Here is a 19,503-nt window from a genome sequence, read left to right on the forward strand (position 1 = left end):
GGCCCTGGTCAGCGGCGTTCAGCGGCGGCGATGGGCGATCATCTCGAGGCCGCCGCGAGGCTGGAGGGTGATGTCGCTCGCGACCCGGACGGGTCCCTTGTCGACGGGCTCGAACTCCCAGTCGCGGCTGAGGGTCGCCAGGGCCATGACGCCTTCCATCTGAGCGAAGACGTTGCCGATGCACTGCCGGGGTCCGGCGCCGAAGGGGAGGTAGGCCAGCCGGGGGCGGCCCGCGGCCTTGGCGTGGCCGGCCAGCGGGTCGGCGGGGTCGGTTTCCGCCAGGAAGCGCTGGGGGGCGAACCGCTCCGGCTCGGGCCACCACGTGGGATCACGGTGCAGGACGTACGGGCTGCAGATGACCACGCTGTCGCGGGGAATGTGGAACCCGTTGGCCGTGTAGTCCTCCAGGGAACGGCGGACCAGGTTCCAGGCCGGCGGGTACAGGCGCAGCGCCTCGGAGTACACGGCGTCGGTGTACGTCAGCCGGGGCAGGTCATCGACGGTGGGCAGGCGGTCGCCGAGGACCTCGTCGATCTCCGCGTGCAGCCGCTCACGGGTCTCGGGGTTGCTGCCGAGCAGGTGGTACGCCCAGGTCAGGGCGCCCGAGGAGGTCTCGTGACCGGCCATCAGCAGCGTGACGGCCTCGTCCCGCAGCTCCAGGTCGGTGAGGTGCTCGCCGGTGTCGGCGTCGGTGACGGTCAGCAGGACGGACAGCAGGTCCGCGCCGTCCCCGGGACCCCGGCGCCGTTCCTCGATCATGCCGTAGACGATGTCGTCGATGTTCCTCAGACCGCGCTTCAGCTGGCGGTTCGCCGGCAGGGGGAGCCGCAGCAGGATCTTGCCGAAGGGGCTCAACTCCCAGCGCAGCGGGCCGCCTTCGCGGGGGAAGGCGGTACGGATGCTCTCCGCGGCCTCGCTTTCGAGGGACACGTCGAAGAGGGTGCGGGTGACCATGCCGAGAGCGAGTTCGTACATGGACTCGTGGAAGTTGAACTTCGCTCCGTCGGTGAACCCGGCGGAGGCCTCGTCCGCGATGGCGGCGAAGGCGGAGCCGTATCCGGCGATGCGCTTGCGGTGGAAGACGGGCTGGATGAGCCGCCGCTGCCTGCGGTGGTAGGTGCCGACGCTGGTCACCAGGCCCTTGCCCAGGACGTTGCGGCCCAGGATGGTCTCCAGGTTGGCGCCCCAGTCGTCGGGACCGGGGCCGGTCTTCTTGGTGTCCTTGTCGAAGCGGCGGCTGGAGGCGACGATGACGTCCTGGACGACGTCGAAGTCGCTGAGCAGGAACACCTCGTCCTTTCCCATCGGAATGCGCACGACGGGGCCGTGCTTGTCGCGCAGGCGGGACATGTAGCCCGGGATGTTGCGGATGACCTCGCGCATTTCCTTGAGCCCCAGCGAGTCCGGGGTGGGTATGGACTCGGTCGGCGCAGCCGACTCGGGAGTCGTTTGAACGTCGGTCACGGATGTCTCCTGGTCTGCGGAGGCTGACAGGGCTCGGTGCGCCGGGGCGACGGTGCGCGGATCGGATTCCCGCGGTCGCGGCGAAAAGGGACATATGCCCGGGTGGGACCTGGCGCCCGACGCTAGCACCGGGGCGGCGGCGGGCCGTGAAGTGCCGCCGAGTTCTAGGGAATTCCAAAGGGTTGGCGCGATGCGATCGTCGTCGGCGGGCTCCTGACGGGGGCCGCCCGTACGCTGTGCGTGTGCCGGACGGCCTCGGCATGAGGGCGGGCCGGGTACCCGTTCCGTACCGCCCCCATCGGACGGAGAACTTATGACCAGCGGCGGAAGCACCCTTCCGGAACAGCCCCCGAACAGCGCCGCCCCCGGGCGGGCCGGCGGCGAGGACGCCGCCCATGGCTCGTCCCGCGCCGGGTCCGGTCCTCCCCTGCTGCTGACGGTGCTGGTGGACCTCGGCATCCCGATCGGCCTGTACTACGGGCTGACGGCGGCCGGGGTGAGCGATGTGCTGGCGCTGACCGCCGGGGCCGTGGTGCCCGGGGCGGCGACGCTGGTGCGCTTCGCGAGGACACGACGCGTGGATGTGCTCGGCGTGTTCGTGACGACGATGCTGGTGCTCAGCATCGTCGTGTCGCTGCTCGGGGGGAGCGCGCGGCTGCTGCTGGTGCGTGACGGCTGGCTGACGGCGGTCGCCGGGCTCGGTTTCCTGGTGTCCCTGCGCGGCAGGCGCCCGCTCGCGTTCGGTTTCTCCCGCAAGCTGCTGGAGCGGCGGGCCGCCGGGGGCCGGGACTGGGACGAACTGTGGGACGAGGTGCCCGGGTTCCGGCGGATCTGGCGGGTCACCACGGTGATCTGGGGCATCGGACTGCTGGTGGACTCCGGGGTCCGGACGCTGATGGCGTACACGCTGCCAGTGCATGTGGTGCCCGCGCTCAACGGCGCCCAGTACGGCGTCTTCACGCTGCTGATGCTGGTGATCGTCAACGTGTACCACGCACGCGCCGGTCTGTGGCCCATCCTTTCCCCGCAACCCGGCACCTCCACGGCCGGCGGTCACTCCGGCCACGAGGGCCGTTGACCCGACTCCCCCGCTGTTCCTCTTCCACCCACTGCCCCGAGGATGTCTACGTGTTGCACACTCAGCTGGGCCGGACCGGTCTGCGCGTCAGCAGGCTGGCCCTCGGCACCGTGAACTTCGGTGGCCGGGTGGAGGAGCCCGAGGCGCACCGTCTGATGGACCATGCCCTCGCCGAGGGCATCAACTTCGTCGACACGGCCAACACCTACGGCTGGCGCGTGTACAAGGGCCACACCGAGGAGGTCATCGGCCGATGGCTGGCCAAGAGCCCCTCCCGGCGTGACGAGGTGGTCGTCGCCACGAAGGTCGGCGACCCGATGGGTGACGGCCTCAACGCCCGTGGACTGTCCGCGCACAACATCGTCGCCGCCTGCGAGGCGTCGCTGAGGCGGCTCGGCACGGACCGGATCGACCTCTACCAGATGCACCACATCGACCGGTCCGTGGGCTGGGAGGAGGTGTGGCAGGCGATGGACCTCCTCGTCGCCCAGGGCAAGGTGCGCTACGTCGGCTCGTCCAACTTCGCCGGCTGGGACATCGCGTCGGCCCAGGAGGCGGCCGGGCGCCGCAACAGCCTCGGGCTGGTGTCCGAGCAGTGCGTGTACAACCTCGTGACCCGGCATGCCGAGTTGGAGGTCATCCCCGCGGCGCGGGCGTACGGCCTGGGTGTGCTGGTGTGGTCCCCGCTGCACGGCGGTCTGCTCAGCGGTGTCCTGCGCAAGCTGCGGGAGAACGATGCCGTGAAGTCGGCCCAGGGCCGTGCCGCGGACGCCCTCGACCGGTACCGGGACACCATCGAGGTCTACGAGAAGCTCTGCGCCGAGCACGGTCTCGATCCCGCGGAGGCGGGACTGGCGTGGACGCTGTCGCGCCCCGGGGTGACGGCCGCGGTGATCGGTCCGCGGACGGAGCAGCACGTCACAAGCGCCCTGGCCGCGCTGCGCTCCCCGCTGCCGGAGCCCTTCGTGGCGCGGCTCGACGAGCTCTTCCCGCCCATCGGTCACGGCGGCCCGGCCCCCGACGCGTGGCTCTCCTGACGGCCCCACCGGCCCCCGACGGCGAACGGCCCGGCTCCCCACCACGGGTGAGGAGCCGGGCCGCGGCACGTCACGGACCCGATGACCTCTAGCCCGCAGGGGCCTTCGTGGGCAGGCCCGTCCAGGGGGCCGCGCTCTCCACCAGGGGGCGGAGCTGTTGGGCGGCGCGTGGCGAGTTGACGGCGACCGCGCCGCGGACCTGGTCGCCCGCGCAGTACACGGCGGTGAACTTCCGTTCGGCGGGGCTGCCTTCGACGATGTGGCAGCGGTCGGTCCCGGCCACCTCCCCGAACACCTGGACCTTCAGGTCGTGCTGGTCGGTCCAGAAGTAGGGCAGCGGTGCCACGGACCGGGCGCCGGTGCCCGCGAGCAGGTTGCGGGCGACCGCGACCGCCTGTTCGCCGGCCTGCGTGCGGTGTTCCCACCGTCTGCGCCGCCCGGTCCGGGCGTCGGGCCGGTTCGCGATGTCGCCCGCGGCCCACACACCGGGGCCGGCCGCGCCCAGGCCGTCGCAGACGACGCCGTCCTCGACACGGATCCCGCTGCCCGCGAGCCACTCGGTGTTGGGGAGAGAACCCGCCGCGATCAGCACCAGGTCCGCGGGCAGACGGGTGCCGTCGACCAACAGGACCCCGTCGGCCGCGCCGCCCGCGCCCAGCACCTCGATCACCCTCCCCCGCCGGAAGCGCAGCCCGAGATCGCGGTGGACGGCCGCGACGAGTCCGGCCGCCTGGGGCCCGAGCAGGTCGAGCAGCGGTACGGGTCCGGTGCCGACCACGGTGACGTCGGCGCCCAGTCCGCGGGCGGCGACGGCCGCCTCGGTGCCGAGCAGACCGGCCCCGACCACCACGAGCCGCCGTCCTTCGCCGAGGGCCTCCCGCAGGGCGAGCGCGTCGTCGAGGGTGCGCAGGACGTGGACGCCGGTCAGCGCGCCGGCGCCGGGCAGGGTCCGGGGCCGTACGCCGGTCGCGACGACGACGGCGTCGGCGCGCAGGCGGCTGCCGTCGGCGAGTTCGACCGTGCGCCCGGCCCGGTCCAGCCGGGTGACGGCGGTGCCCAGGCGCAGGTCGATGCGGGCACGGTCGTAGGCCTCGGGTGCCCGCAGGCGGACGCGGTCGGGCTCCCAGCGGCCGGAGAGGATCTGCTTGGACAGGGGCGGCCGGTCGTACGGCGGACGGGGTTCGTCGCCGACGACGGTGAGGCGGCCCTCGTAGCCCTGTCGTCGGAGGGTCTCCGCGGTGGTGGCGCCCGCGACGCCCGCGCCGACGACGACGATCTCGTCGAGGCCGGTCAACGGGTGCCCCCCGCGCCGTGCTTCGTCGGCTCCCACCAGGCGCGGTTCTCCCGGTACCAGTCGACGGTCTCGGCCAGGCCGGTGGCGAAGTCCTTGCGCGGCCGGTAGCCCAGTTCGTCGCGGATCTTGGACCAGTCGACGCAGTAGCGGCGGTCGTGGCCCTTGCGGTCCCTGACGTACTCGACGCGGTCCGGTCCGGCGCCGCACGCGTCGAGGAGGAGGTCGGTCAGTCGGCGGTTGGTCAGCTCGGTCCCGCCGCCGATGTTGTAGACCTCGCCGGGGCGGCCGCCGGTGCGGACCAGTTCGATGCCCCGCACATGGTCGTCGACGTGCAGCCAGTCGCGTACGTTGCCTCCGTCTCCGTACAGCGGCACCTTGTGGCCGTCGAGGAGCCGGGTGACGAAGAGCGGGATCACCTTCTCCGGGTACTGGTGGTGGCCGTAGTTGTTCGAGCACCGGGTCACCCGCACGTCCAGGCCGTGGGTGCGGTGGTGGGCCAGCGCCAGCAGGTCGGAGGAGGCCTTGGAGGCGGAGTAGGGCGAGTTGGGCAGCAGCGGGCTCTCCTCCGTCCAGGCACCGGTGTCGATGGAGCCGTACACCTCGTCGGTGGAGACGTGGACGAAGGGGCCCACGCCGTGGCGCAGGGCGGCGTCGAGCAGGGTCTGGGTGCCCAGGACGTTGGTGCGGACGAACTCGGCGGGGTTCAGGATCGAGCGGTCCACATGGGACTCGGCGGCGAAGTGCACGACCTGGTCGTGCCGGGCCATGAGGTCGTCGACGACTTCCGGGTCGCAGATGTCGCCCTTGACGAAGGAGAACCCGGGGTGGTCGTGCACCGGGTCCAGGTTGGCCGGGTTGCCGGCGTAGGTGAGCCTGTCCAGGACGGTGACGGTGACGCCGGCCGGACCGTCGGGTCCGAGCAGGGTCCGTACGTGGTGGGAGCCGATGAAGCCGGCGCCGCCGGTCACCAGGACGCGGACGGCACCCGGGCCGGCCGCGCGCGGGGCGGTGTTCGGTCCGGTCATGAGGAGATCTGCACCCGCCCGTGGTCGCCTATCACCAGACGGTGGGTGGCGGGCACGCGCGGGCCCAGGGAGACCCGTACGTTGCGCCCGACGAGGGAGCCCTCCACCCGGCGGACGCTGTCGAACCGGGACTCCCGCAGGATGATCGAGAACTCGATCTCGCTGTTGCGGATGACGCAGTCCTCGGCGATGGACGTCGACGGGCCGATGTAGGAGTTCTCGACCACGGTGCCGGGGCCGATGATCGCGGGCCCCACGATGCGCGATCCGCGGATGACCGCTCCGGCGTCGATCCGCACCCGGCCGACGATCTCGCTGGTCTCGTCGACGTCCCCGTCTACGCGGTACTCCAGCAGGTCCAGCAGCCGGCGGTTGACGTCGAGGATGTCCGTGGCGTTCCCGGTGTCCTTCCAGTAGCCGGTGATCACCGTGGTGCGCACGTCGCGGTCGCGTTCCAGCAGCCACTGGATGGCGTCGGTGATCTCCAGCTCGCCGCGCGGGGAGGGGCGGATGGCGCGCACCGCCTCGTGGATGGCGGGGCCGAAGAGGTACACGCCGACCAGCGCGAGGTCGCTGCGGGGCTGTTCGGGTTTCTCCTCCAGCCGCACCAGGCGCCCGACGTCGTCGAGTTCGGCGACGCCGAAGGCGGACGGGTCGGGCACCCGGGTGAGCAGGAGCTGGGCGTCGGGGCGCTCCTTGCGGAACTGGTCCACGGAGTCGGTGATGCCGCCGAAGACGAAGTTGTCGCCGAGGAACATCACGAAGTCGTCGTCGCCGAGGAAGTCCCGGGCGATGAGCACGGCGTGGGACAGCCCCAGCGGGGCTTCCTGCCGCAGGTAGGTGATGTCGAGTCCGAAGTCGGAGCCGTCGCCGACGGCCTGCCGGATCTCGTTCTCGGTGTCGCCGACGACGATCGCGACCTCGGTGATCCCGGCGTCCGCGATCGCCTCCAGGCCGTAGAAGAGGATGGGCTTGTTGGCGACCGGCACCAACTGCTTCGCGGAGGTGTGGGTGATCGGCCGCAGCCGGGTGCCCGCACCCCCCGAGAGCACGAGAGCCTTCACGGTTCCATCCCGCCTAACTGGTGTCGTGGGTGTGGGGGGAGGCCGTCAGGGCTGCAGCTCGATCGCGCCCGAGGGGCAGATCAGTTCCGCCTCGGTCACGGCGGCGTGCAGGTCCTCGGACGGTTCGGGCTGGAGCAGTTCCACCAGGCCGTCCTCGCTCTGCTCGAAGACGGCGGCGGCGGCCAGCACGCACTGACCGGCTCCGACACAGCGCTCGCGGTCCACAATGATCTTCACGGTGTCGTTCCTGTTCCTGGGGTCGGGATGGTGTTCGGGTTGCGGTGGCCGGGGCGCCGCGAGGGGTTCAGCGCACTTCCGCCAGGCGCTCCAGATCGGCCACGAGGTCGTGCGGCCTCGGCATCGCCAGGGACTCGGCCCGCAGCCGTCGGGCGGCGTCCGCCGTCTCCGGCTCGGTGACGAACCGCCGCACGCCGTCGCGGACCGTCTCCACGGTGGCGTCGCCGTGGCGCAGGTACACGCCCGCCCCCACGCGTTCCAGCGCCCCGCCGCGCTGCTCGTGGTCGGCGATCAGGGTGGAGAGCATCATCTGGGGCACTCCGGCGACCATGGCGGTGGCGAAGGTGCCGTAGCCGCCGTGGTGGATGACGGCCGAGCAGCTCGGCAGCAGGGTGCTCAGGGCGACCGAGTGGACGGCCCTGGCGTTGTCGGGCAGGGTGCCGAGCTGTTCGGCCTGGGCGGGCAGCAGGGCGGCGACCACCTCGACGTCCTCGTCGGCGAGCGCGTCGAGGATCCGCGGGATGGAGACGTAGTCGCCGCCGTAGTCCTCGGTGTTGGAGGTGCCGAGGCTGAGGCAGACCCGGGGCCGCTTGGGCGCCTCGCGCAGCCAGTCCCACACCACCGCACGTCCGTTGTAGGGGACGTACCGCAGGGGCAGTTCGGGGGACGCCGACGGAATGGACAGGGACGGCGGCAGGGTGCTGATGGTGGCCTGGCCGTGCAGCAGCTCCTCGTCGCAGGAGAACCCGAACGGCTCCGACCTCGCCGCGAGCCAGTCGGCGAGCGGGTCGACGCGCTCGGACTCGGGCTGCTCGCGCATCAGTTCCAGGTACGTCTGCCGGGTGCGGCCCCACACGTCGGAGCACCACATCAGCCGGGCGTGGGCGGCTCCGCTGATCCGGGCCGCGATGGCACCGGCGTAGGCCAGCGGGTCCCGGATCACCAGGTCGGGCCGCCAGCTCTGGGCGAACGCGGCGAGGTCGTCGATCATGGGATCGTTGTAGGGGGCGAACGCGTACGGGACGCTCAGCGCGAAGCGCTCCTTCAGCTCCGCCCAGTCCACCTGGCCGCGTTCGCAGCGGCTCCAGTTCGCGGTCGCGTAGTCCTGCGACTCACGGTAGGCGGACATGTCCCGGTGGACGCCGTGGTCGGTGCCGACGGGGACGGCGGTGAGTCCGGCGCCGGTGATGATGTCGGTCGCCAGGGGGTAACTGGCCACCCGCACCTCATGGCCGGCCGCGCTGAGCGCCCACGCCAGCGGGGCCATGAAATACACATGGGATTTCTCGGACAGGCTGACGAACAGGACCCGCATCATGCTCCCTCGGTCGGTCGGGCCGGTGCAGGGCCCGCGGTGTGCGATGGCAGTACCGTGGCGATCCAGTCGGCGAGGGCGCCCGCCGTGGTGGCGGCGTGGGACTCCATCATCGTGAAGTGGTTGCCGGGAACGTCGACGACGCGGTCGGCGCCCTCCCAGGAGCTCTGCCACTCCCCCGGCGCGAGCGGCTCGGGGCCGTCCGGGGAGACGGGCGGTTCGGCGGGCCGCACCAGCAGCACGGGCGCGGACAGCTCGCCCGGGTCCCACTCCCCGATCATCCGGATGTACCAGCTCATGGCCGAGAGCCGGTCGGTGTCCATGTGCGCGAACATCGACTCCCGGTCGAACATCCCGCCCAGCATCTGGGCCGAGAAGCGGGTGAACGGCGAGTCCGCGCGCGGCATGTAGGTGTCGAGCAGGACGACCGCCAGCGGCGGATGTCCCGCCCGTTCCAGATGGCGGGCGGCGGCCAGGGCCAGGATGCCGCCGGACGACGACCCGGTGAGCACGAAGGGCCTGCCGTCCGCGCACCGCAGGACCCACTCGGCCTGTGTCGCGGCCACCACGTCCAGCGTGGCGGGCAGCGGCTCGCCGCGCCCGAAGCCGGGGGTGGGAAGCGCCCACACGTCCTGCCGGCCGCGGAACGCGGCGGCGAACCGCGCGTACTGGTGGACACCGGCCAGCGCCACGTACGAGCTGAAGCAGATCAGCGCGGGGCCGTCGTCGCCGGCGGCCAGCCGCAGGCCGGCGGGCCGATCGGTCACGTCGGCCGGGGACTCGAAGACCGGCCGCAGTTCCGCGACCGCCTGGAGCAGGGCGAAGCCGTCGTCGATACGGCCCTGCTCACAGGCACCGCGGAACAGCGCGCCCACGGTGTCCCCGGGGCGGGCGGCGCGCCCGGCCGGGTCGTCGTCGCCGCGCGTCGCGCCCGGGTCGACGGGGGGCGCGGCTGCCGCCCCCGCGGACCGTACGGCCAGATCGGCGGCGAGCGCCTCGGGGGTGTCGAGGTCGAAGACGAGGGTCGGGGGGAGCCGGAAGCCGGTCAGGGCCCCGAGCCGGTTGCGCAGTTCGACGGCGGTCAGCGAGTCGAAGCCGAGTTCCGCGAAGTGCCGGTCGGGCGCCACCTCGTCCGTGGAGTCGTGCCCCAGGACGCCGGCGACCTGCTCGCGGACCGTGGCCAGCAGCAGGGCGAGCCGCTCCGGGCCGGCGAGGTCCGCGAGCCGTGCCGACAGCGGTCGTCCGCCGTCGGCCGGGGCTCCCGAGGCCACCGCGCGCCGTACCGCGCCACGGGACGCGGTGGCCGGGGCCTGCCTTGCGACGGCGACCACGGCCGCGTCGGGAGTGGTGACGGCGGCGTCGAAGAGGGCGAGGCCGGCCTCGGCGGTCAGCGGCAGCATGCCGTTCCTGGCCATCCGTTCCCGGTCGGCGGCGCCGAGCCCCGCGGTCATGCCGCTCTCGGCCGCCCACAGCCCCCAGCCGATCGAGGTGGCGGGCAGCCCGTGCGCCCGCCGGTGGTGGGCGAGCCCGTCGAGGAAGGCGTTGGCCGCCGCGTAGGCGCCCTGCCCCGCCGCGCCGAAGGTACCCGCCGCGGAGGAGTACACCACGAACGCCTTCAGGTCCCGGTCCTGCGTCAGCCGGTGCAGGTGCCAGGCCGCGTCGGCCTTGGGCCGCAGGACCGCGTCGGTGCGGGCGTCGGTCAGCGAGGTCAGGGTCGCGTCGTCGACGACACCGGCGACATGCACGACGGCGGTCAGCGGATGCGCGTCGGGCACCCGGTCGAGCAGGGCCCCGAGCCCGTCGGGGTCGGCGACGTCGCAGGCGACGAGAGTGGCCTCGGCGCCGTGCGCGGCCAGGTCGGCGAGCAGGGCCTCGGCCCCCGGCGCGGCCGCGCCGCGCCGGGACGCCAGCAACAGCCGGCGCGCTCCGTGGGCGGTGACCAGGTGCCGTACCACCAGGGTGCCGAGGGCTCCGGTGGCACCGGTGACGAGGACGGTGTCCTCGGATCCGAAGGCCGCGAGGGGCGCGGCACCGCCGTCGGGAGCGGGGCCCCGTGCCGTGAGCCGGGGCACCAGGAGCCTGCCGTCGCGTACGGCGGACTGCGGGAGAGCGGCGGCGATCGCGGCAGGCACGGCGCCGGGTGAGCCGTCCTCGCCGGACGGCGTGGGCGTGGCGAGGTCGAGCAGCTGCACCCGGTCGGGATGCTCCAGCTGGGCGGACCGGACGAGCCCCCACAGCGCGGCGGCGGCCAGATCGCCGACGTCCTCCGTGTCGGCGGTGGCGAGGGCCCTGCGGGTGACCAGGACCAGACGCGAGTCGGCGAACCGGTCGTCGCCGACCCAGCGCCGGACGAGACCGACGGCCTCGGCCAGCAGCTCCCTCGTGGCCTCGGGGGCAGGCGCCGCGGAGGCGGCGCACACGGTGAGGACGACCTTGGGCGCGGCGGTGCCGGTGTCCACGGCGGCGGCGAGCGAGGCCAGGTCGGCGTAGCACTCCAGGTGCACGCCGGCCGTGTCCAGTGACTCGGCGAGGCCGCCGTCGCCCTGCCCGAGGAGCGCCCAGCGCACGGTCTCGGGGGCCGGGGCGGCGGGTTGCGGGTCGGCCTGCCGCCAGCGCTGCACCAGCAGGGGCGGCACGTCGGGAGCCGCCCCGCCGTCGGAGGCGTCGTCGGGCCGGCCGGGGGTGATCCGGCGCAGCAGCAGTCCGTCGGCGGTGGCCACCGGCCGGCCCTCGGGGTCGGCGACGGACACCGTGTAGGCGTCCGGACGGCCGGTGGGCGCCAGACGGACGCGCAGCGCGCTCGCTCCGGTCGCGTGGAGGGAGAAGCCGCTCCAGGCGAACGGCAGGGTCGCCCCGGCCTCCTCGTCGCCCGGGACGTCCAGCGCCCTGACGAGCAGGGTCTGCACGGCGGCGTCCAGCAGGGCGGGGTGCAGTCCGTAACGAGCCGCCTCGGCCCGGTGGGACTCCGGCAGCGCCACCTCGGCGAACAGTTCCCGGTCCCGCCGCCACACGCGGCGAAGGCCCTGGAAGGCCGGACCGTAGTCGAACCCTCCGGCGGCGAACCGCTCGTACCAGTCGGCCTCGCCCGCCGGATCCGGTACGACCGGGACGGCGTCCGGCGGGGGCCAGGAGCCCGCGTCCTGCGGCACCGGCCCGGGGTCCTCGGCGAGCAGCCCCTGGGCGTGGCGGGTCCACGGCTGGTCGGCAGCGGCGTCGGCGGCCCTGGAGTGCACGCCGAACGGCCGCCGCCCGTCCGCGTCCGCCGCGCCGAGGGCGAGTTGGAGCTGTACGGCGCCACGCTCGGGCAGCACCAGCGGGGTCTCCAGGGTCAGCTCGGCGACATGACCGAGGCCGACCTGGTCGCCGGCGTGCACGGCCAGCTCCAGGTAGGCGGTGGCGGGGAGGATCGCCCGGCCCAGCACCCGGTGGTCGGCGAGCCACGCATGGCCCCGGGCCGACAGCCGTCCGCTGAGGACGAGCCCGCCGGTGTCGGCGACCCTGACGGCGGCCGACAGCAGCGGGTGCGCCACGCGGTCCAGCCCGGCGGCGGTCACATCACCGGTCGACTCGGCGGCGTCCAGCCAGTAGCGGCGCCGCTGGAAGGGGTAGGTCGGGAGCAACACCGGTGTGGTGCGGGGTAGTTGAGATACCCAGTCGACCTTCGTTCCGTCGGTGAACAGCGTGGCGAGGGCGGCGAGCACGGCGGGTGCCTCCGGCCGGTCCTTGCGCAGCAGGGGCACGAGGACCGTGCCCTCGGTGTCGTCGAGGGACGCCTGGGCGAGGGCGGTGAGGGTGCCGTCCGGACCGAGCTCGGCGAAACGGCCGACCCCCTGCCCGGCGAGGGTCCGCACGGCGTCGGCGAAACGCACCGGGCGGCACACATGACCGACCCAGTAGTCCGCCGACATCAGCTCCTCGGCCGTGGCCGCCTCACCCGTCACCGTCGAGACCAGGGCAAGCTTCGGCCGCTCGTACGTCAGACTCTCCGCGACCTTGCGGAAGTCGGCGAGCATGGGCTCCATCAGCGGCGAGTGGAAGGCGTGGCTGACCCGGAGCGCGGTGGCCTTGCGGCGCTGAGCACGGAAGCCGTCCGCGATCTCCGCGACCACATCCGCCTTACCCGAGATCACCACGGCCTGGGGACCGTTGACCGCCGCAATCCCCACCTCGTCACCGAGGAGGGGCAGCACCTCGTCCTCGGCGGCCTGGAGCGCCACCATCGCGCCCCCGGACGGCAGAGCCTGCATCAGCCGGCCCCGCGCCGCCACCAGACGACACGCATCCGCCAGCGACCAGACCCCGGCAACGTGAGCGGCCGCTATCTCACCGATGGAATGCCCGGCGAGGACGTCGGGGCGCACACCCCACGACTCCAGCAGCCGGAACAGCGCCACTTCGAGGGCGAACAGGGCCGGCTGGGTGAACTCCGTGCGGTTCAGCAGGTCGGCGTCCTCGCCGAACACCACCTCCCGCAGGCTGAAGGGCAGTTCCGCGTCCACCGCGTCGAAGGCATCCGCGAACACCGGATACGCGTCGTACAACTCCCGGCCCATACCGAGGCGTTGGGAGCCCTGCCCGGCGAACAGGAACGCCGTGCGCGCGTCACGCCGTACCGTGCCCGTCGCGGCGTTCACCGCCTCCTCGCCGCAAGCCACCGCCTCCAGCGCCCGCACCAGCTCCGCACGCTCCGTACCCCAGACCACCGCCCGGTGCTCGAACAGAGACCGCGACCGCACGAGAGAGGCGGCGACCTCAGCTTCGGCGGTCCGCTCGTCGGCGGCCACGAACCGCGCCAGCCGGCCCGCCTGGGCCCGCAGCGCCGCACCCGTACGGCCCGACACCACCCACGGCACCACAGCCCCGCTCACCCCGTGCGGCTGTGACTCCGGCTCGGCCGGCGCCTCCTCCAGCACCACATGCGCGTTCGTGCCGCTCAGACCGAAGGACGACACACCCGCACGACGGCTGTGCCCCTCCACCCGCGGCCACTGGGCACCCTCCGTCAGCAGCTGCACCGCCCCCGCCGACCAGTCGACGTGTGACGACGGCTCCTCCACGTGCAGCGTCCGCGGCAGCACGCCGTGCCGCAGCGCCAGCACCATCTTGATCAGACCGGCGACACCCGCGGCGGCCTGGGTATGACCGATGTTCGACTTCACCGACCCCAGCAGCAGGGGCCGTTCACGATCCTGACCGTAAGCGGCCAGGATCGCCTGCGCCTCGATCGGATCACCCAGCGCCGTACCCGTACCGTGCGCCTCCACCGCATCCACATCCGACGGCCGCAACCCGGCCCCCGCCAGCGCCTGACGGATCACCCGCTGCTGCGAAGGCCCGTTCGGCGCCGTAAGGCCATTGGACGCACCATCCTGATTGACGGCCGAACCCGCCACCACCGCCAGCACCGGACGCCCGGCCGACCGCGCGTCCGACAACCGCTCCACCAGCACCAGACCCGCACCCTCGGAGAACCCGGCCCCGTCCGCCGCGTCCGAGAACGCCTTGCACCGGCCGTCCGCCGCCAACCCCCGCTGCCGACTGAAGTCCAGGAACAACCCCGGCGTCGACATCACCGTCACACCACCGGCCAACGCCAGATCACACTCCCCCGCCCGCAACGCCTGCACCGCCAGATGCAGGGCCACCAGCGCCGAGGAACACGCCGTGTCGACCGTCACCGCGGGCCCTTCCAGACCGAGGGTGAAGGACACCCGGCCGGACATCACGCTCGCGGTGTTGCCCGTGCCGAGGTGGCCCGCGACCTCCTCGGCCGTGGCGGGGTCGAGGGGGCGGGAGGCGTAGTCCTGGTAGTTGGTGCCGGCGAAGACGCCGGTGCGCGAGCCGCGCAGGGTCGTCGGGTCGATGCCCGCGCGCTCGAACGCCTCCCACGCCAGCTCCAGCAGCAACCGCTGCTGCGGATCCATCGCCAGCGCCTCACGCGGCGAGATCCCGAAGAAGCCGGGGTCGAAGTCGGCGACGTGGGCGAGGAATCCGCCGCCTTGGGTGCTGGCGCGGCCGGGGACGCCGGGCTCGGGGTCGTAGAGGGCGTCAATGTCCCAGCCGCGGTCGTCGGGCCATGCGCCGATGGCGTCGGTGCCGTCGGCGAGCAGCCGCCAGTAGTCCTCGGGGGTGTCGGCCCCGCCGGGGAAACGGCAGCTCATCGCGGTGATGACGATCGGGTCGTCGTCGGTGGAGCGCGGCAGCGGAAGCACAGCGTCCGGGCCGTGCTCAGCGGTCGGGGCGACGGCGGCACGGAGGTGTTCGGCGAGGGTGGCCGGGGTCGGGTAGTCGAAGACGAGGGTGGCGGGCAGGGGGCGGCCGACGGCGGCGCTGAGGGCGTTGCGGAGTTCCACGGCCGTGAGCGAGTCGAAGCCGAGTTCGCGGAAGGAGCGGGTGGGCTCGACGTCCTGCGGTCCCGCGTGGTTGAGGACGACGGCGGCGTGGGCGCGGACGAGTTCCTCGAAGGCGGCCCGCTGTTCCGGTGCGGCGAGTGCGGCGAGTCGCCGGATGAGGTCGCCGGTCTCGTGGGGGTCGCCGTCGGCGCCGTGACGGGGGTCGTGGTCGGGGCCGCGGCGGGCGGTGAGGGCGCGCCGGGCGTCGGGCAGGTCGTCGAGGAAGGGCCGGGGCCGGGCGGTGGTGTAGGCGTGCGCGAACAGGTCCCAGTCGATGTCGGTCACGGCGAGGGTGGTGTCGTCGTGGTCCAGGGCCTGTTGCAGGGCCCCGAGGGCGAGATCGGGGTTCATGGGGCGTACGCCGTGCCGCTGGAGACGTTCGCCGACGGAGCCCTCGGCCATCCCGCCGTCGGCCCAGGGTCCCCAGGCGATGGCGGTGGCGGGCAGGCCGCGGGAACGGCGCTGCTGGGCGAGGGCGTCGAGGAGGGCGTTGCCGGGGGCGTAGTTGGCGTGGCCGGGGGCACCGATCGTCCCGGCGGTCGACGAGAAGAGGACGAACGCGGAGAGGTCGAGCCCGGCCGTGAGCGCGTCGAGGTTGCGGGCGCCGCCGACCTTGACCCGCAGGACCTCGGCGAGCTGGTCGGGGGTGAGGGTGGTGATGACGCCGTCGCGCAGGACGGCGGCGGTGTGGAAGACCGCGGTGAGCGGTCGTTCGGCGGGGACGGTGGCCAGCAGGGCGGCGAGCTGGTCGCGGTCGGCGATGTCGCAGGCGGCGATGTCGACGTGTCCTGCGCCGAGTCCGGTGAGTTCGGTGCGGAGTTCGGCGGTGCCGGGTGCGTCGGCGCCGGTGCGGCTGACCAGGAGGAGGCCGGGGGCGCCCTGGCGGGCGAGTCCGCGGGCGACCTGGCGGCCGAGGGCGCCGGTGCCGCCGGTGACGAGGACGGTTCCGGTGGGGGTCCAGTCCCGGCCGCCGCCCAGGCCGCCGGTCGCCGCGCGGTGGAGGCGGCGGGCGAGGAGGCCCGTGTCGCGGAGGGCGAGCTGGTCCTCCTGACCGATGCCGGCGAGGGCGGCCGTGAGCCGTTCGGCGGTGCGGGGGTCGAGGGTGGCGGGCAGGTCGATCAGGCCGCCCCAGCGCTGTGGCTGTTCGAGGGCGACGACACGGCCGAATCCCCAGACGAGAGCCTGCTCCGGGGCGTCGACGGTCTCGGTGGCGGTGGCGGCCACGGCGCCTCGGGTGGCGAACCAGACGGGTGTGTCCCGGCCGAGGTCGTCGAGTGCCTGGACGAGGGAGACGGTGGCGGCGAATCCGCTGGGCAGGCCGGGCCGGGCCGCGTCCTCCTCCTCGTCGAGGGCGAGCAGCGACAGGACGGCCCGCGGCCGGTCGCATCCGGTGGTGCGCAGGGTGTGCGCGATGCGGTCGCGGTCGTCGTGCGGGGCGACCGGGACGGTGACCGGTTCGGCGCCCGCGCGGGCGAGGGCGTCGACGACGGCGGCGCCGAGGGCGTGACGGGGGTGGTCCGGGTCCTGGTGGGCGGCGGGCAGGGCGACGAGCCACGGTCCGCTCAGGACGGGGGCCGGGGCGGTGGGCAGGGGCTTCCAGGTGACGCGGTAGCGCCAGGCGTCCACCGTGGCGTTCTCGCGGCTGCGTCTGCGGTAGTCGCCCAGGGCGGGCAGGACCGTGGCGAGGGTGTCCTGGTCGAGGTGGAGGGCGGCGGCCAGCGGGGCGGTCTCTCCGTTCTCGACGGACTCCCAGAAGCGGGCGTCGAGGTCCGTGCCGGTGGCCGTCGCGGGCGTGGTGAGGGCGGGGGTGGGCCAGTAGGTGCGGCGTCGGAAGGCGTAGGTGGGCAGGTCGACGCGGGGGGCGGGGTCGGCGAGGGCCGTGCAGTCGGCGGGGGCGGCGCCGCGGACGCTCAGCTCGGCCAGGGAGGTGAGGAAGCGGCGGGGTCCGCCTTCGCCGCGGCGGAGCGTGCCGGTGACGACGGTGCCGGTGCGGCCGTCCTCGTCGAGGGTGTCGCGGACGGCGGCGGTGAGCACGGGGTGCGGGCTGGACTCGACGAAGGCACGGAAGTCCTGTGCGGCGAGGGCCCGTACGGCGTCGGCGAAGCGGACGGTGCGGCGCAGGTTGTCGTACCAGTAGCCGGCGTCGAGGCGCTCGGTGTCCAGCCAGTCGCAGGTGACGGTGGAGAAGAACGGCACGTCGGCGGTGCAGGGCCGGACGGCGGCGAGGTCGGTGAGGAGCCGGTCGTGGATCTCCTCGACCTGGGCGGAGTGCGAGGCGTAGTCGACGGGGATCCGCCGTGCCTGGGCGCCGGCGGCGGTGAGGTCGGCGACCAGGTCGCGTACGGCATCGGCGTCGCCGGAGACGACCACGGAGGCGGGCCCGTTGACGGCGGCGACCGACACCCGGCCTTCCCAAGATGCCAGCCGTTCCCGGACGTCGGTGACCGGCAGCAGCACCGAGGCCATGCCGCCGTGTCCGGCGAGGGCGGTGATGGCCCGGCTGCGCAGGACGACCACGCGGGCCGCGTCGTCCAGGGTGAGGGCCCCGGCGACGCAGGCGGCGGCGATCTCGCCCTGGCTGTGTCCGACGACGGCGTCGGGGTGGACCCCGCGGTCCTGCCAGAGGCGGGCCAGCGACACCATGGTCACGAACAGCGCGGGCTGGACGACGTCCACGCGGTCGAGGGTGGGTGCGTCGTCGGCGCCGCGCAGCACAGCTTCGACGGACCAGTCCACGAGAGCCTCGACGGCCGTCGCGCAGGCGGTGAAGTGGGCGCGGAACCCGGGTTCGGTGTCGAGGAGTTCGGTGGCCATGCCGGGCCATTGGGGGCCCTGGCCGGGGAAGACGAAGACGGTACGGCCGTCCACGTCGGCCACGCCCTGGACGAGACCGGCCGCCGGGGCGCCCGCCGCCAGGGACTCCAGGCCGCGCAGCAGCTCGGGGCGGTCGTCGGCGAGGAGCACCGCGCGGTGTTCGAACGCGGAGCGGGTGGCCGCGAGCGACCAGGAGAGGTCGTGCGGGGCCGCCGTCCCGTCGGCGCGCAGCCGGGCGTGCAGGGCGGCGGCCTGGGCGCGCAGCGCGGTGGCGCTGCGCGCGGAGACGACGTACGGCAGGGTGGTGCGGGACGGGGCGGGGGGCTCCTCGGCGGGCGCGGCCGGTTCGGGGGCGGGCTGTTCGAGGATGACGTGGGCGTTGGTGCCGCTGACTCCGAAGGAGGAGACACCGGCGAGTCGGGGCCGGTCGGCGACGGGCCAGGGGCGGGCCTCGGTGAGGAGTTCGACGCGGCCGGCCGTCCAGTCGACGTGGCTGGTGGGCCGGTCGACGTGGAGGGTGCGGGGCAGCAGGCCGTGCCGCATGGCCAGGACCATCTTCATGACGCCGGCGACTCCGGCGGCGGCCTGGGTGTGTCCGATGTTCGACTTCACCGACCCGAGCCACAGGGGCTGTTCGCGGTCCTGGCCGTAGGTGGCGAGCAGGGCCTGGGCCTCGATCGGGTCGCCGAGCGTGGTGCCGGTGCCGTGTGCCTCCACCGCGTCGACGTCGGCGGTGGACAGCTGCGCGTCGGCGAGTGCCTGCCAGATGACGCGCTGCTGGGAGGGGCCGTTGGGGGCGGTCAGGCCGTTGGAGGCGCCGTCCTGGTTGACGGCGCTGCCCCGGACCACGGCGAGCACCGGGTGCCCGAGGCGGCGGGCGTCGGCCAGCCGCTCCACGAGGAGCATGCCGGCGCCCTCGGCCCAGCCGGTGCCGTCGGCGGCGTCGGCGAACGCCTTGCAGCGGCCGTCGGGGGCGAGGCCCCGCTGCCGGCTGAACTCCAGGAAGAGGCCGGGGGTCGACAGCACGGTGACACCGCCGGCGAGCGCCAGGTCGCACTCCCTGGACCGCAGTGCCCGTACGGCGAGGTGCAGGGCGACGAGGGAGGAGGAGCAGGCGGTGTCGACGGTGACGGCGGGCCCCTCCAGGCCGAGGGTGTAGGAGATACGGCCGGAGACGACGCTGGCGGCGTTGCCGGTGCCGACGTGTCCTTCCAGGCTCTCCTGGGAGGCCAGCAGCAGCGCCGGGTAGTCCTGGCCGTTGGTGCCGGCGAAGACGCCGGTGCGGGAGCCGCGCAGGGTCGTGGGGTCGATGCCGGCCCGTTCGAACGCCTCCCAGGAGATCTCGAGGAGCAGCCGCTGCTGGGGGTCCATCGCCATCGCCTCGCGCGGCGAGATGCCGAAGAAGGAGGCGTCGAAGTCACCGGCCGCGGCGAGGGCGCCGCCGGAGGTGCTGTACGTCTTTCCGGGGCGGCCGGGTTCGGGGTCGTAGTGGTCGGCGAGGTCCCAGCCGCGGTCGGTGGGCCACTCGGTCACGGCGTCGCCGTCGGAGGCGAGCAGCCGCCACAGGTCCTCGGGCGAGTCGGCGCCGCCGGGGAAGCGGCAGCTCATCGCGACGATGGCGACCGGTTCGCGGGAGGCGGTCTCCGCCTCCCGCAGTCGCCTGCGGGTCTCGTGCAGGTCTCCGGTGACCTTCTTGAGGTAGCTGAGGAGCTTTTCCTGCTCGTTCACGCGTACTCCCCCACCTGGAAGGTCGTGTCGGTCATGGCGGTGGCCGTGGTCGTGG

General features: G+C 73.8%; 9 protein-coding genes. 2 read left to right on the plus strand and 7 right to left on the minus strand.

Annotation, left to right across the window (positions count from 1 at the left end; genetic code table 11):
- Positions 1 to 18: 18 nt before the first annotated feature.
- Positions 19 to 1,464, minus strand: coding sequence for a cytochrome P450 (locus ABZ490_RS40245; RefSeq protein ID WP_359002194.1), 1,446 nt, complete (start codon positions 1,462 to 1,464; stop codon positions 19 to 21).
- 313 nt (positions 1,465 to 1,777) lie between these two features.
- On the opposite strand from ABZ490_RS40245, the gene ABZ490_RS40250 reads away from it, so the two are divergent.
- Positions 1,778 to 2,542: a VC0807 family protein gene (locus ABZ490_RS40250; RefSeq protein WP_359002196.1), complete on the plus strand. Its 765-nt coding sequence runs from the start codon at positions 1,778 to 1,780 to the stop codon at positions 2,540 to 2,542.
- Between the two features lie 50 nt (positions 2,543 to 2,592).
- Positions 2,593 to 3,579, plus strand: coding sequence for an aldo/keto reductase (locus tag ABZ490_RS40255; RefSeq protein ID WP_359002198.1), 987 nt, complete (start codon positions 2,593 to 2,595; stop codon positions 3,577 to 3,579).
- A gap of 88 nt (positions 3,580 to 3,667) precedes the next feature.
- On the opposite strand, the gene ABZ490_RS40260 is transcribed toward ABZ490_RS40255, so the two are convergent.
- From ABZ490_RS40260 to ABZ490_RS40285, 6 genes are all read right to left on the minus strand, one after another.
- Positions 3,668 to 4,873, minus strand: coding sequence for an FAD-dependent oxidoreductase (locus tag ABZ490_RS40260; protein WP_359002200.1), 1,206 nt, complete (start codon positions 4,871 to 4,873; stop codon positions 3,668 to 3,670).
- A complete protein-coding gene (gene rfbB, locus ABZ490_RS40265) occupies positions 4,870 to 5,898 on the minus strand; it encodes a dTDP-glucose 4,6-dehydratase (RefSeq protein ID WP_359002202.1) in 1,029 nt (342 codons plus the stop codon). Before rfbB ends, ABZ490_RS40260 begins: the two co-directional genes overlap by 4 nt.
- Positions 5,895 to 6,962, minus strand: coding sequence for a glucose-1-phosphate thymidylyltransferase (locus ABZ490_RS40270; protein WP_359002204.1), 1,068 nt, complete (start codon positions 6,960 to 6,962; stop codon positions 5,895 to 5,897). The genes rfbB and ABZ490_RS40270 overlap by 4 nt, the downstream gene beginning before the upstream one ends.
- A 45-nt stretch (positions 6,963 to 7,007) precedes the next feature.
- Positions 7,008 to 7,199 carry a ferredoxin gene (locus tag ABZ490_RS40275; RefSeq protein ID WP_359002206.1) on the minus strand — a complete coding sequence of 64 codons (192 nt, stop codon included), beginning with the start codon at positions 7,197 to 7,199 and terminating at the stop codon, positions 7,008 to 7,010.
- A gap of 67 nt (positions 7,200 to 7,266) precedes the next feature.
- On the minus strand, positions 7,267 to 8,517 hold the full coding sequence (locus ABZ490_RS40280) for an activator-dependent family glycosyltransferase (protein WP_359002208.1): 1,251 nt from the start codon (positions 8,515 to 8,517) through the stop codon (positions 7,267 to 7,269).
- Positions 8,514 to 19,448 carry a type I polyketide synthase gene (locus ABZ490_RS40285; protein ID WP_359002210.1) on the minus strand — a complete coding sequence of 3,645 codons (10,935 nt, stop codon included), beginning with the start codon at positions 19,446 to 19,448 and terminating at the stop codon, positions 8,514 to 8,516. Before ABZ490_RS40285 ends, ABZ490_RS40280 begins: the two co-directional genes overlap by 4 nt.
- Positions 19,449 to 19,503: the final 55 nt, after the last annotated feature.

The sequence above is a fragment of the Streptomyces sp. NPDC005811 genome (assembly GCF_040630405.1).
Taxonomy (GTDB): Bacteria; Actinomycetota; Actinomycetes; order Streptomycetales; family Streptomycetaceae; genus Streptomyces.